Below are 13995 nucleotides of genomic sequence, written 5' to 3'. Positions count from 1 at the left end.
CCTAAGGAGCAATTGTCATGGCACGTGTGAAACGGGGCGTTACCGCCCGCGCTCGCCACAAGAAGGTCCTGAAGCTCGCCAAGGGCTATCGCGGCCGTAATTCCACCGTCTTCCGGGTTGCGATCGAGAAGGTCGAGAAGGGTCTGCAGTATGCATTCCGCGACCGTCGCGCCAAGAAGCGCAATTTCCGCTCGCTGTGGATCCAACGCATCAATGCCGCTGCCCGTGAGCAGGGTCTGACCTACGGCCGATTTATCAACGGCCTCGCGCTCGCCGGCATCGAGGTCGACCGTAAGGTTCTGGCCGATCTCGCGGTGCACGAGCCCGAGGCCTTCAACGCCCTGGTGGCGCAGGCGAAAGCCGCTCTGCCCGCCAAGGCGGCCTAACGGCCCCGACTCGCCAACATTACCGCGCGACCGTTTGCGAAGGGGCCGTTACCCAACGGCCCCTTTTTATTTTTTCACGCCCATGGCGTCGTGCGAGGAGCGGTAAGAGGAACGATGACCGAGATCACCACGCTGGCCAGCGAAGCCGAACGCGCTGTCGCTGCCGCCGAAACCCTTGATGCCCTGGAAGAGGCGCGCTTGAGCGTGCTGGGCAAGAAGGGCTGGCTGTCCGCTGCCTTGAAGGAGCTTGGCTCGCTGACGCCCGATGAGCGCAAGCAGCGCGCCCAGACGCTGAACGAGGTGAAGGAGAAGCTGACCGCCGCCATCGAGGCGCGGCGTACCGCTTTGGCCGATGCCGCGATCAACGCGCGGCTGAAGGCCGAGACCTGGGATATGACCCTGCCGGTCAGCGAAAGCGCCGAGATGCAGGGCCGCATCCATCCGGTCAGCCAGGTGATCGACGAGATCACGGAGATTTTCGCGGCGATGGGCTTCAGCATCGCCGAAGGTCCCGATATCGAGGACGACTTCCACAATTTCACCGCGCTGAACATTCCGCCCGAGCATCCCGCCCGGCAGATGCAGGATACCTTCTATCTGCCCAAGCGCGCCGACGGCGAACAGATCGTGCTGCGCACCCATACCTCGCCGGTGCAGGTGCGCACGATGGAAAGCGGCCCGCCGCCGTATCGCATCGTGGTGCCCGGCCGCACCTACCGCAGCGACTACGACATGACCCATACGCCGATGTTCCACCAGATCGAAGGTCTGGTCATCGATCGCAACATCCATATGGGCCATCTCAAGGGCGTGCTGACCGAATTCTGCAAGGCCTTCTTCGAGACCGAGAACGTCAAGATGCGCTTCCGGCCGAGCTATTTCCCCTTCACCGAGCCGTCGGCGGAGGTCGACATCAACTGCTCGCGCGAAGGCGGCGTGCTGCGTGTTGGCGAAGGCGACGACTGGCTGGAGATTCTCGGCTCCGGCATGGTGCATCCGCGCGTGCTGCAGCATTGCGGCATCGATCCGAATGAATGGCAGGGCTTTGCCTGGGGCATGGGCATCGACCGCATCGCCATGCTGAAATACGGCATTCCCGATCTGCGCGCCTTCTTCGACGCCGATCTGCGCTGGCTCAAGCATTACGGCTTCGTGCCGCTGGATGTGCCGACTCTCGGCCAGGGGGTGGCGCGATGAAGTTCACGCTTGCCTGGCTGAAGCAGCATCTCGACACCACTGCTTCGCTCGAAGAGATCACCGCCAAGCTCACCAGCATCGGCCTTGAGGTCGAAAGCGTCACCGACCGCGCTGCAATCTATGCACCGTTCGTCGTTGCCGAAGTGAAAAAGGCCGAGCCGCATCCCAATGCCGACAAGCTGCGGGTCTGCGAGGTCTTCACCGGCAAGGAGACCTTGCAGGTCGTCTGCGGCGCGCCGAACGCGCGCGCCGGCATGAAGGGCGTCTTCGCGCCGGTCGGCTCGACGGTGCCTGGCATCAATCTGCTGCTCAAGGCTGCCACCATCCGCGGCGTTGCCTCCAACGGCATGCTCTGCTCGGAACGCGAGATGGGCCTGACGGATGAGCATACCGGCATCATCGATCTGCCGGCCGATACGCCGGTGGGCGCGCCTTTTGCCTCCGTCATGGGTCTCGATGATCCGATCATCGAGATCAAGCTGACGCCCAATCGCGGCGACTGCCTTGGCGTGCGCGGCATCGCCCGCGACCTTGCCGCTGCCGGCCTCGGCACGCTGAAGCCCTATGACGTCTCGGCCGTTCCCGGCACGTTCAAAAGCCCGATCGGTGTGCGCCGCCAGTTCTCGCCCGAACAGGACAAGACCTGCGCGATCTTCGCCGGCCGCCTGATCCGCGGTGTGAAGAACGGCCCCTCGCCCGTGTGGCTGCAGCAGCGCCTGAAGGCCATCGGCCTGCGTCCGATCTCAGCATTGGTCGATGTCACCAACTACATCACCTACGATCTCGGCCGCCCGCTGCACGTCTTCGATGCGGCCAAGGTCAAAGGCGATATCCAGCCGCGCATGGCCAAGCCGGGCGAGAAGCTTCTGGCGCTGGATGGCCGCGAATACACGCTGGACGAAACGATGTGCGTGATCGCCGACGATGCCGGCGCCGAAAGCATTGGCGGCATCATGGGCGGCGAGCATTCCGGCTGCACGGAAGAGACCACCGACGTCTTCGTCGAATGCGCCTGGTTCGATCCGGTCAGCATCGCGACGACGGGCCGCAAGCTCGGCATCCATTCCGATGCGCGTCACCGTTTCGAGCGTGTCGTTGATCCGGCCACGATCCGGCCCGGCATCGAAGTCGCCACCCGCATGATCCTTGAACTGTGCGGCGGCGAGCCTTCGGAAGTCATCGTCGACGGCAAGGAGCCGGAATGGCGACGCAAGATCGCCTTGCGTCCGTCGCGGCTGAAGAACCTTGTCGGCTTCGATCTGCCGGTGGAACGCCAGGTCGCGATTCTGCAGGCGCTGGGTTTCGAGGTCGAGAAAACCGGCGACACGCTATCGGTGCAGCCGCCGTCCTGGCGGCCCGATATCGACGGCGAGGCCGATCTGGTCGAAGAGATCGCACGCCTGCATGGCTTCGATGCCATTCCGGCCGAGCCGCTGCCGCTTTTGCGCGCCGTGCCGCAGCCTGCCGTCAATCTCGCCCAGCGCCGCGTGCGTCTGGCGCGCCGAGCGCTGGCGGCGCGCGGTCTGGTCGAGGCCGTGACCTATTCCTTCATCAAGCGCAGCGAAGCCTCGCTCTTCGGCGGCGGCCAGGATGAGCTGATCCTGGTCAACCCGATCAGCGCCGACATGGACGCGATGCGGCCTTCGATTTTGCCGGGCCTGATCGCAGCGGCGAAGCGCAACATGGATCGCGGCACGGTGGATCTCGCGCTGTTCGAGGTCGGCCCGCAATATGCGGCGCCTGGCATCGAGGGGCAGATGATCGTCGCCACCGGCATCCGCCGCGGCCAGACCGGCCCGCGCCACTGGCGCGACAAGCCGCGCAATGTCGATGCCTATGACGCCAAGGCCGATGCCTATGCGGCACTGGCGGCTGTCGGCCTCGCCACTGATGCGCTGATGGTCATGGATGGCGCGCCGGATTGGTATCATCCCGGCCGCTCGGGCACGCTGCGCCTGGGCCCGAAGACCATTCTTGCCAGTTTCGGCGAGCTGCATCCGCGCGTGCTGCAGGCGATGGATATCAAGGGCCCGCTGGTCGGCTTCGAGATCTTCCTCGATCGCGTGCCGGCGCCGCGCGCGGCGAAGGGCGGCGGCCGTGCCAAGGCGGCGCTGAAGCTGTCCGAGCTGCAGGCGGTCGAACGCGACTTCGCTTTCATCGTGGATGCGGGCGTCAGCGCCGATACGCTGCTCAAGGCGGTCAAGGGCGCCGACAAGGCGCTGATCGCCAAGGTCAGCGTTTTCGACGTCTTCGCCGGCCAGGGCATCCCGGAAGGCAAGAAGTCGCTTGCCATCACCGTGCGGCTTGAGCCGCAGCAGCAGACGCTCACCGACGCCGAGATTGACGCTGTCGGGAAGAAGGTCATCGCCGCCGCGGCCAAGGCCTGCGGGGCGGTGCTGCGCGGATAGCGGCGGCGACATGCTGGTGCTCGGCATCCATTCCGGATGGCAGGATGCCGGCGCCGCCTTGTTCGATGAGTATCGTCCGCTGGCGGCGGTGCCGTTGTCGCGCGTCACTGGTGTTGCGCATGACGGCGGCCGCCTGCCGGTCGAGGCGATTGCCGAATGCCTGGAGATTGCCGGCGTCACGCGCCGTGACATCGGCGGCGTCGCCTTTTCCCATGGCCTGTTTCCCAGCCGCTATTACACCCTGCCTCTGACGCGCCGCCTCGGCCGCCGTCTGCGGACGATCATCGGCCGCGTCAAGCACACAAATCTTGCCGAGGAATGCCTGCGCCATGGCCGCGAGGCGGCCGAAGCCATGATCGACACGGAGACCTTGCTGGGCGAGCTCGGCCTTGGCCGTCATCTTCCGGTGCGCTTCTACAGCCGGCATACCGCCTATGGCCTGCTGCCGCTGTTCCAGACCGATTGGCAGGAAGCACTGTTGTTCACCGCCGATGCCGGCGGCGATGCCGTCGCTTGCGATGCGCGCATCCTGCGCTATGGCCGCCTGGCTTCGTTCTTCGGCGAGGACGATGCCGCGCCAAAGGATGGCGGCGAGCCGGTCGGCCGTCTGATTGCCCTGGCGATCGAGGGCCTCGGCCTGCCCGACATGGCGGCGCTGGTTGCGCTCTCCGCCTATGGCGAACCAATGCTGGCCCAGGCGCTACTTGCGCATATCCATATCGACGGCGAAGGCCGCATCCGCACCGATTTCGAAAAAGAGGGCGGCGCGGCGAAATGGCTGCGCCGCCTGGCGGAAGGGCATTCGCCGGCTGTCGTTGCCGCCTCCTTGCAGAAGATGCTGGAAGATGTCTTCGGCGAAGCCATCGGCCGCCTGATGGAACGCCATGGCCTGCGCAACCTTGTGCTGGGCGGCGGGCTGTTCGCCAATCCGCGCCTGTTGCATAGCCTGATTGAACGCCTGAATCCCGATGGCTTTGCGGTGCATCCAGATGCAGGCGATCTCTCCCTGCCCTTGGGCGGCGTGTTGCATTTCCTGCAGGCGCGGGACGGCATGGAGGAATGGCTGCGCCGGCGCCGCCCCTTCCCCGATCCGCCGTCCGGCCGGGATTACGGCGCGGATATCGATCCGGTCCTGGGCAATGCCGGCTGCCGGCTGGTCAGCCAGGACGCCGTTCAGGCCGCTGCCGCTTTGCTGAATGCGGGCAAGGTCGTGGCACTCTACGGGCGGCAGGCATTCGGCTTGCGCGATCATGCCGAGCGTTCGGTGCTGTTCACCGCCGGCGAAGCGGGCATGGCAGGCGCGGTCAATGCGCAGCTCGACCGGCCCGAGATGATGCCGCCAGTTCTCTACCTGCAGCGCCAGCGCGCCAGCGATCTTCTGGAGACGCCGTTCTCTGCGGCTGCGCCCGCCCGCATCGCCGAGCCATTGGCAAAGATCTGGCGCGGCCGTCTGCCGGCGGCGATGGCGCCGGATTTCCTCTGTCTGCCGCATGCCGCCGATCCGGACCAGGAACCATTGCTCGCGGCGATCCTGGACGCCTATGCGGAATTGTCGGGCCTGCCGGCCATCATGGGCCTGCCTTTGCAGATCGGCGCCGGTGTGCCCATCGACACGCCGGCCGATGCGCTCCGGCTGTTGCAGGAGGGGCGGGTGGACTACATCGCCACCGAACAGGCCGTGTGGGAACGCGGCGAATAGGCGTGCCCTGTCAACTTACGCCTGCTCAGCGTGACCACTCTCCGGCATCACTTGTAGGCGCGACGCCTTGAAGCCGTTGGCGTCCCATTTCGTTGGGTAGGCGATTTCAGTCCTGCCTGATCAAGGCGCCTCGACCACGCTCTTTGCGCCCGTCCATTGATCCAGGGTTTCGTGGAAGTCGCGGATGCTGGCTTCCAGCCGGCCATAGATCATCGTCTTGTTGGCGCCGGAGGCCATGCCGATCTGCGCCTGCTCGGCGATGTATAGGTCTTCCGCCTGGAACACGCCGCCTTCGATCAGCTCCAGTGAGCGCCGCCAGTGATCGTCTTCCTTGGCATCGCGCGGCGCATGCGGCGTCAGCATGATGTGGCAATACAGCGTCTCGTCCGGCGCTGCCGGATACATGGTCAGCATGCTGGTATAATCGGGACTGAGCACCAGGATGGTGTTGGGAAAGATGGCATAAGCGAAAGTGCAATGCTGGCGGCCATCCCAGGCCGATTCCGGCAGGCCGGCCACTTCGCTGATCTCGCGCCGCGCCAGCATGCTGCGCTGATGCGGCCCGACGCGATCCATCACCGCAGCATTGTCCAGGAAGAACGCGCCGATGGTGTCCTGGTGCAGCCGCACGACATGGTAGCTTTCCAGGAAAGCATCCATGATCAGCTTCCAGTTGGCTTTGCGCCGCGCCAGGCGGCGGGCATAGACATGCATGCCGCCGAAGCCATGGACTTTCAGGTCGGCATCGATCCCGGCGAGGAAGCCGGTCAGGTCCATCTTTGCATCCGGATCGACCATGCCGAAGATCACCCCCTCGCGCACCTCCAGCGGAATCCGCGTCAGACCATAGGCCGCGTGATCCAGGCCGGGAAAGCCTTCCGCCTCCAGCGGCACATGCTTCAGCCTGCCGTCGAGGTCATAGACCCAGTTGTGGTAGCGGCAGACGAAGCTTGAGCGGCGCTGCACCTCGTCGCCATTGCACAGCCTCGTGCCACGATGGCGGCAGACATTGAGGAAGCCGCGGATCTCATTATCGCGCCCGCGCGCCAGCAGCAGCGGCTGGCCGATCACATCCATCACCAGCGTGTCGCCGGCTCTGGGCAGCATCCCAGCATGGCCCAGCACCAGGGGCGCCCGGCGGAAGACGCGCTCGATTTCCAGCGCATGACGCTCCGGCCGCCAGTAGACATCCGGCGTCATGTGGAAGGGCTCGGCCGCCAACTCGCGCCCCTCGCCCTGCATGAAGGCCAGCATGCGCCGGAACTGCGCCAGATGTGCCGGATGGTCCATGGCATTTCCTCCAGGAAAACGGGCGGCATTCTGGCGGCCGCCTCTGCGTCTTCAGAAGCCAAGCACAGACACCCGAAAAGGCAAGCGAATTCGGAAAACCTTCCGTAACGTCAAATAGTTAACGGCACGGGCCAAGGTTTTGCGGAATTGGCCGGACCGGCCCCGGACACCCCACGTTGCCGGGGCAGTCCGCGGGTGCTACAACCCCCGCCCATGAACGCGCCCCCCGCCATCGCCAAAGCCGTGCCCGCCGGATTCAAGCAGCTCGACTTCATGGGCTTCATGGCGGTGAACGGACCGCTCTGGGGGCGGCTGGATGAGGCCGACGGCCTGCCTGTGATGGGGTTCCGCGTCGAGCTGCGCCATTGCAACCCGATGCAGAACTGCCATGGCGGCATGCTGATGACCTTTGCCGACATGCTGCTGGGCTTTACCTGCTCGGTGGCGGCCGGCGGCAAGAAGTTTCTGCCCACGGTGAACCTGACCGGCGATTATGTCGGCCCGGCGCCGCTGGGAAGCTGGGTGGAAGGCAAGGGCCGGCTGATCCGCAACACCCGCAATCTCGGCTTTGCCGAGACATTGATCACCGCCGATGGCGCGCCCTGCTTGCGCGTATCCGGCATCATGAAAATTCCTGCGCAGGAAAGCCCCGAGGCCGATGTCCTGCGCTTGTTTGGCTGATGTTAGGCTGACCGTGGCAACCGATCTCGAACTGATCCGCAACTTTTCGATCATCGCCCATATCGATCATGGCAAGTCGACGCTCGCCGACCGCCTGATCGAGGCCTGCGGCGCGCTGGAAAAGCGCGAGATGACCGAGCAGATCCTCGACAATATGGAGATCGAGAAGGAGCGCGGCATCACGATTAAGGCGCAGACGGTGCGCCTGAACTACAAGGCCAAGGACGGCAAGACCTACGTGCTCAACCTGATGGACACGCCGGGCCATGTCGACTTCGCCTATGAGGTCAGCCGCTCGCTGGCCGCCTGCGAAGGCTCGCTGCTGGTGGTCGATGCGAGCCAGGGTGTGGAAGCGCAGACGCTGGCCAACGTCTATCAGGCGCTGGACGCCAATCACGAGATCGTGCCGGTCCTGAACAAGATCGACCTGCCGGCCGCGGATCCCGATCGCGTGAAGCAGCAGATCGAGGATGTGATCGGCCTGGATGCCACCGATGCGGTGGAGATCTCGGCCAAGACCGGCCTTGGCATCGAAAACGTGCTCGAAGCGCTCGTCACCCGCCTGCCGCCGCCGAAGGGCGAGCGCAATGCGCCGCTGAAGGCGTTGCTGGTCGATAGCTGGTACGATGCCTATCTCGGCGTCGTCGTGCTGTTCCGCGTCATCGACGGCGTGATCAAGAAGGGCATGAAGATCAAGTTCATGTCGTCCGGCGCCGTCCATCCGGTGGAGCGCGTCGGCGTGACCACGCCGAAGAAGGTGATGGTCGACGAGCTCGGCCCCGGCGAAATGGGCTTTTTCACCGCCGCGATCAAGGAAGTGGCCGACACCTCGGTTGGCGACACCATCACCGATGCCCAGCGGCCAGCGGCCGAGCCGCTGCCGGGCTTCAAGCCCTCCATTCCGGTGGTCTTCTGCGGTCTCTATCCGGTCGATGCCAGCGCCTTCCCTGAGCTGCGCGACAGCCTGGCCAAGCTGCGGCTCAACGATGCCAGCTTCCATTTCGAGATGGAAAGCTCGGCGGCATTGGGCTTTGGCTTCCGCTGCGGCTTCCTCGGCCTGCTGCATCTGGAAATCATCCAGGAGCGCCTGGAGCGCGAGTTCAATCTGGACCTGATCACCACCGCGCCCAGTGTGATCTATCACGTGCATCTCACCGACGGTTCGATGATCGAGGTGCACAACCCGGCCGACATGCCCGATCCGATGAAGATCGACCGCATCGAAGAGCCGTGGATCAAGGCCACCATCATGGTGCCGGATGAGCATCTCGGCGCGATCCTCAAGCTCTGCGAGGAAAAGCGCGGCCGCCAGATCGAGCTGACTTACGCTGGCAACCGCGCCATGGTGGTCTATCGCCTGCCGCTCAACGAAGTGGTGTTCGATTTCTACGACCGCCTGAAATCGGTCAGCCGCGGCTATGCCAGCTTCGACTACCAGATGGATGGCTACGAGCCGGGCAACCTGGTGAAGATGACCATCCTGGTGAACGGCGAGAATGTCGACGCCCTGGCCACCATCGTGCATGCCACCCGGGCCGAGGCGCGCGGCCGCCAGCTTTGCGAGCGGCTGAAGGAACTGATCCCGCGCCAGATGTTCAAGATCGCCATCCAGGCGGCGATCGGCGGCCGCATCATCGCCCGCGAAGACATCTCGGCCTTGCGCAAGGACGTGCTGGCGAAATGCTATGGCGGCGACATCACGCGCAAGCGCAAGCTGCTGGAGAAGCAGAAGGAAGGCAAGAAGCGCATGCGCAATGTCGGCAATGTGGAGATTCCGCAGGAAGCCTTCATCGCCGCGCTCAAGATTTCCGACCAGTAAGGCTGGCTGGCGGGCCTGCGCCCGCAAGCTTACGCCCAACGGCTACGACAGCAGGCTTAGGACAGCGCCCCGAACCGGGGGCGCTTCTTCTGCGCCCGCTTGCGGAAGATCGCGAGGAAAAGAAGGCCCAGCAGCCCCAGCACGGCTACCGCGGGCAGGGCCAGGATCGGGGCAAGGCCGAAATCCCAGACCACCGGCAGCAGCGAGCGCTGAACTCCGGTCTGCACCGCCTCCAGGCTGTCGGGGGCGAACTGGCGCCAGACCTCGCCCAGAGCAATGAATTGCAGGTCGCCGCTTTCTAGCCAGCGCAACCCGTCGCCGCCCAGCGCCAGCAGCGCCAGCGCGATCAGCAGCCATCCGAAAAGGCGTCCCAGCAGCACCGCCGCTCCCCGCAATTTACTCGCCCAGACAGGACTTTACGCAAAAGCCGGGGCGCATTGCAAATTCGCCAGCCGTGGGTATAGTGCGCCCCGCGCTGGAGGGATGGCCGAGTGGTCGAAGGCGCACGCCTGGAAAGTGTGTATACCTCAAAAGGGTATCGTGGGTTCGAATCCCACTCCCTCCGCCACAATCCGATTGCAAACTTCCAACAGCCCTATTTGGGCGCCGAAATTCCTTTTGATTTCAAAGGGGGTTAGCGGTTTCGACCGAACCTCTGAGACTGAATCAAACCCGATTTTCAGTCTCTGAATGGCTTTCGTCTCAAACCATGCGAACCTCGGCCGATTTGGTTCTGTCTAAAAATTCATTATGGTTTCAATGCGTTGTGGTTTTGGTACCACGCAAAAGTTGTAACGGGCGCTGCCACCAGTCAGTTTGAACAGAGACACCCGAGGTGGACGTTTCCGGGCGGAATCCAACGCAGTGCAACGAGCCAATATCACTGCAGAATAACGTCGGAAATGGGGTGGGAACCGGAACGGCTGGTTTGTATGGGCACTTAAGACAGCGGCCGTCCGGCGATGAGGGAACTGGGGTTGAAGTGGCAAGTCAGCTCAGGAGCATACCCTTTTCATTCACCTCTTGAGGGCCAGTGGGTCGTCGCTGGTAAGATTGCTGGCTGCCCAGTCCAGACTCATCAAAAGGCACAACCGCGCAAACTGTTCTGCAAGCGCCCGAGTAGATGACCAGTCGTTGGTGATCTTATCGTTTGTGCCGTGTATCGTGCGGCTGCGGCCCGAGCTGTATATCTCTTCTACCGCTTGGCGCATGGTGGGGCCATCCTTGCGGATCGGATTCTCATCCTGCATGCCGAGGCGCGCTCGGACCAGGCTTCTGATCCCATTGGACTTGCCGCCACTGGCGAGAGCGTCAAGGCACGCCGAGAACTTCACCACGGCCATCAGTTCCACTTCATCGCGGCACCCCTCATGGAACCATAGTAGCGACTGCGCAAATGTATTCATGAGCCGGGGACGCGCGACCTTCCCATCACGCGAAAGGTAGTAATTGATTGCTTCGCCCACCACATCGAAGTAATCGCGGTAGTCGGCTAGCTCTTTCGCCCAGTCTCCGGGACTAATGTTGGGACCATGCGGCAGGCCCATCAGGTTGCCGCCGCACAGCGTTTTGACCTTCGGTATGAACACCAGCGAGCGCTGGCGACGAACTGACGGATCAACTAACAGGCGAAAGCCCTCGAGTGCTTTGGACGATACTGCCCAGCGTAGGGCAATTCCTGTCAGTGCGAGGCGCGCAGCCGTCTGCGCTTTAAGACGACCGGCTTCGGAGGCGAGCCCCTCCGTACGGACACTACACACATACGGACACTTGCCCACTGCATCGAGGATATCCTGCTCCCGTATGGAATCGACTGATGTCTTGCGCTTACGCGGCTTGCCTCCAGACCAGACGCGCATGACGCGCCGCGCGGTAGTCTTGCTAACGTCACCTTCGGTAAGTTTGCGTTCAAGCCACGCCGGACGTGGCTCAAACTGCACTGGACCAATCGAAAACGGTGCGACCTCAAAGTTGCTAAATAGAGTGCAGCCGAACGCATGCTCAGCAGGGCCGTGTGTCTTGACAGGTCCACTAACGGCGGCGCGGACGGCAGCGAGAACAGTGCGGGCATTCTTCTGCCGGTCGTCATCGAGATCGATCAGCATCAGCGCTGGGCCGAAGGCACCCCGCACTATCCGATTCCATTCACTATCAGTATGAGAGCGGCTTAGGACCGGATCGCTGCGCTTGAGTTCCCGCGAAGAAAGCTCGATCAGCCGCTCCATCTCCCGCGTCGTCGTTATGAAGCGGTCATTCCCAACGGCAATTTGTCCTGGAAACGAAAACCCTTCCTTATCCGGTCCCGGTACTGTTCCGGGATCTTGAATGCGGGTCAGTTCTGCGATCAATGCCTCTACATACGATTCCAGTGTCGCCATAGGCGATCTCCCTGCCGGGCAAGTCTACCACATTCGAAGCCAAAGGAACGCGGCCCGTTTGGATAGCGGGTATTGCACACAAGGCTAAGCGGATCGCCGTCACCAACCACGCCGATCGCGAGCGTCAGCAACTCAGAATTCCCGCTCAGGATCGAACCGCAAAAATAGGGTCGGAAGCTGCCTCACGGCGCAGAAGCTTATGGCAACCCGGACACTGTCTCCATATGCTCTGCCCATGGCTCGTCTATTTATTGAGCAACAAGGCCGGTGGAATGCCTCAGATGATCCCTACTGGAAGGGGCAGCGTCGCCCCTCCCACCGGTGCGTTTCAGGATCTTCCGGACACTGCGCCGCGTGGCTCCGCCATCAGACCGCGAATCAGAGCGTAACAGCCGAGCAGGAGGACAATTGCGAAAGGCAGGCCGGTTGATACTGAAGCTGCCTGCAACGCTGCAAGGCCACCACCCAGCAGCAGTGCAATCGCAACCAGGCCCTCGAAGACAGCCCAGAAGATCCGCTGCGCCACCGGTGCGTCGACTTTTCCACCTGCGGTGATCGTGTCAATCACCAGCGAGCCGGAGTCGGACGAGGTGCAGAAAAATACCACCACCAGAATGATGCCGACGAAGGAAGTGATCGCCGTCAGCGGCAGATGCGACAGCATGGCGAAGAGCTTGAGCTCGAGCGCCGAGTCGGTGATGTCGGTGAAGCCCTCGCCGATCAGGCTGATAGCGGTGCCTCCGAAGCTCGTCATCCATACCACCGATACGAGTGACGGGATGAGCAAGACGGCAATCATAAACTCGCGCACGGTCCGGCCGCGGCTGACCCGGGCAATGAACATGCCGACGAACGGCGACCATGATATCCACCAGGCCCAGTAGAATGCAGTCCAGCCCTGTCGAAAATTGTCATCCTCTCGCCCGAAGGGGTTCGCAAGCGCCGGGAGATGTTCGACATAGGCGCCAAGGTTCAGGAAGAAGGCCTTGATGATCGTCAGCGTCGGGCCGGTGAGGATCACAAACAGCAACAGCAGTGCGGCAAGCACCATGTTGATCTCCGACAACCGTCGTACGCCAGCGTCCAGTCCCGCAATGACCGAAAGCGTGGCGATTGCGGTGATGCCGATGATCAGCAGGACCCTCGACGTGTCGGTATCCGGCATGCCGAACAAGAAATTCAGTCCCGCGTTCGCCTGCTGCGCGCCCAGCCCGAGCGACGTGGCCAGTCCGAATAGGGTCGCGAAAACCGCGAGGATGTCGATGACGTGCCCCGGCCATCCCCAGACGCGCTCGCCGAAAACGGGGTAGAAGATCGACCTCATCGTTAGCGGGAGACCCTTGTTGTAGGCGAAGAGCGCCAGGCCCAGCGCAACGACGCCGTAGATCGCCCAGGGGTGAAGCCCCCAGTGGAAGATCGTTGCCGCCATGGCGAGGCGCCGCGCTGCCTCGCTATCGCCTGCCGCACCGCCAAGTGGCGCCCAGTCCGTGCGGGCGCCGCCTTCTCCAGCAATTCCCCCGAAGGCGGCGTCATAGTGGCCAATCGGCTCGGCCACTCCATAGAACATGAGTCCGATGCCCATGCCGGCGGCAAAAAGCATTGCAAACCAGGCAGAATAGCTGAAGTCCGGTGTCGCCTCCCGTCCGCCGATCCGGATCGAGCCCCAGGGAAGGACGATGACAGCCACGCACACCAAAACGAAGATGTTGCCAGCAATCAAAAAGAACCAGTCGAGATTGGCCGTCAACCAGTCGCGAAGGCCGGTGAAGAAGGCGTCCGCCTCGTTCTGCATCGCCAGCGTGAGTATGACGAAGGCGACGATTACCAGCCCGGAGATTGCAAATACCGGGTTGTGAACGTCGAAGGAAATCGCCCCCATTCTCCGCTGGACATTATCTTGACCGATCTCATAGTCCGTCTCGATGATATCCGTAGGTCCCTCGGGATCAGGAATCCCGGTCGTTTGAGTCTCGGTCATAAGCTTCCTCCGAAAACATTAAATCCGGCCGCGGCCGTTCGCTTACTTGCCTCCTCGCGCATTGCGAATCATTAGTCATATACTAGGCCGTGTGGACGGATTTGGCCAAGATGAAGCCTGCGACGAGCGCGACGAAGGAAGCAAAGTTTCGCTTTGTCT

Annotated in this window: 10 protein-coding genes and 1 tRNA gene; 7 read left to right on the top strand and 4 right to left on the bottom strand. The window is 63.0% G+C overall.

All coding sequences use genetic code 11. The annotated features are described in order from the left end of the window. Nucleotides 1-17 precede the first annotated feature (17 nt). The 4 genes from rplT (at nt 18) to Q0603_RS15905 (ending at nt 5690) form a co-directional block, all read left to right on the top strand. Nucleotides 18-386 (top strand): 50S ribosomal protein L20, encoded by a 369-nt coding sequence (gene rplT, locus Q0603_RS15920; RefSeq protein ID WP_298727488.1) that lies wholly within the window; start codon nt 18-20, stop codon nt 384-386. 114 nt (nt 387-500) lie between these two features. Further along, complete coding sequence (gene pheS / locus Q0603_RS15915) at nt 501-1583, top strand: phenylalanine--tRNA ligase subunit alpha (RefSeq protein ID WP_298727486.1); 1083 nt, start codon at nt 501-503, stop codon at nt 1581-1583. Beyond that, nucleotides 1580-3991, top strand: a complete 2412-nt coding sequence (pheT, locus tag Q0603_RS15910) for a phenylalanine--tRNA ligase subunit beta (protein ID WP_298727485.1) — start codon at nt 1580-1582, stop codon at nt 3989-3991. The genes pheS and pheT overlap by 4 nt, the downstream gene beginning before the upstream one ends. A gap of 10 nt (nt 3992-4001) precedes the next feature. Further along, nucleotides 4002-5690 carry a carbamoyltransferase C-terminal domain-containing protein gene (locus Q0603_RS15905; protein ID WP_298727484.1) on the top strand — a complete coding sequence of 563 codons (1689 nt, stop codon included), beginning with the start codon at nt 4002-4004 and terminating at the stop codon, nt 5688-5690. 120 nt (nt 5691-5810) lie between these two features. Here Q0603_RS15905 and Q0603_RS15900 read toward each other — a convergent pair whose 3' ends face one another. Next, on the bottom strand, nt 5811-6980 hold the full coding sequence (locus Q0603_RS15900) for an SRPBCC family protein (protein WP_298727483.1): 1170 nt from the start codon (nt 6978-6980) through the stop codon (nt 5811-5813). Between the two features lie 213 nt (nt 6981-7193). Between Q0603_RS15900 and Q0603_RS15895 the strand changes: the two genes are divergently transcribed. Beyond that, entirely contained in the window at nt 7194-7661 is a 468-nt protein-coding gene (locus Q0603_RS15895) for a PaaI family thioesterase (RefSeq protein ID WP_298727482.1), read from the top strand. 13 nt (nt 7662-7674) lie between these two features. After that, a complete protein-coding gene (gene lepA, locus Q0603_RS15890; RefSeq protein WP_298727480.1) occupies nt 7675-9480 on the top strand; it encodes a translation elongation factor 4 in 1806 nt (601 codons plus the stop codon). A gap of 56 nt (nt 9481-9536) precedes the next feature. Here the strand turns inward: lepA and Q0603_RS15885 are convergent, their stop codons facing one another. Then, a complete protein-coding gene (locus Q0603_RS15885) occupies nt 9537-9860 on the bottom strand; it encodes a hypothetical protein (protein WP_298727478.1) in 324 nt (107 codons plus the stop codon). A gap of 97 nt (nt 9861-9957) precedes the next feature. On the opposite strand from Q0603_RS15885, the gene Q0603_RS15880 reads away from it, so the two are divergent. Continuing rightward, nucleotides 9958-10048, top strand: a tRNA-Ser gene (locus tag Q0603_RS15880). Nucleotides 10049-10496: 448 nt separating this feature from the next. Here the strand turns inward: Q0603_RS15880 and Q0603_RS15875 are convergent. Then, entirely contained in the window at nt 10497-11858 is a 1362-nt protein-coding gene (locus Q0603_RS15875) for a hypothetical protein (protein ID WP_298727476.1), read from the bottom strand. Between the two features lie 328 nt (nt 11859-12186). Then, entirely contained in the window at nt 12187-13836 is a 1650-nt protein-coding gene (locus tag Q0603_RS15870; protein ID WP_298727474.1) for a BCCT family transporter, read from the bottom strand. Nucleotides 13837-13995 lie beyond the last annotated feature (159 nt).

This window comes from uncultured Ferrovibrio sp., from assembly GCF_937960835.1.
GTDB lineage: Bacteria > Pseudomonadota > Alphaproteobacteria > Ferrovibrionales > Ferrovibrionaceae > Ferrovibrio.
The sequence above is the reverse complement of the archived record's forward strand: the minus strand, read 5'-3'. Positions and strand labels throughout refer to the sequence as shown.

Excerpts from the sequence above, each read along its gene's own strand:
- rplT (WP_298727488.1), top strand. The coding sequence starts at position 18 with ATGGCACGTGTGAAACGGGGCGTTACCGCCCGCGCTCGCCACAAGAAG.
- Q0603_RS15900 (WP_298727483.1), bottom strand. The coding sequence starts at position 6,980 with ATGGACCATCCGGCACATCTGGCGCAGTTCCGGCGCATGCTGGCCTTC.
- Q0603_RS15905 (WP_298727484.1), top strand. The coding sequence starts at position 4,002 with ATGCTGGTGCTCGGCATCCATTCCGGATGGCAGGATGCCGGCGCCGCC.
- Q0603_RS15895 (WP_298727482.1), top strand. The coding sequence starts at position 7,194 with ATGAACGCGCCCCCCGCCATCGCCAAAGCCGTGCCCGCCGGATTCAAG.
- Q0603_RS15875 (WP_298727476.1), bottom strand. The coding sequence starts at position 11,858 with ATGGCGACACTGGAATCGTATGTAGAGGCATTGATCGCAGAACTGACC.
- Q0603_RS15870 (WP_298727474.1), bottom strand. The coding sequence starts at position 13,836 with ATGACCGAGACTCAAACGACCGGGATTCCTGATCCCGAGGGACCTACG.
- pheS (WP_298727486.1), top strand. The coding sequence starts at position 501 with ATGACCGAGATCACCACGCTGGCCAGCGAAGCCGAACGCGCTGTCGCT.
- pheT (WP_298727485.1), top strand. The coding sequence starts at position 1,580 with ATGAAGTTCACGCTTGCCTGGCTGAAGCAGCATCTCGACACCACTGCT.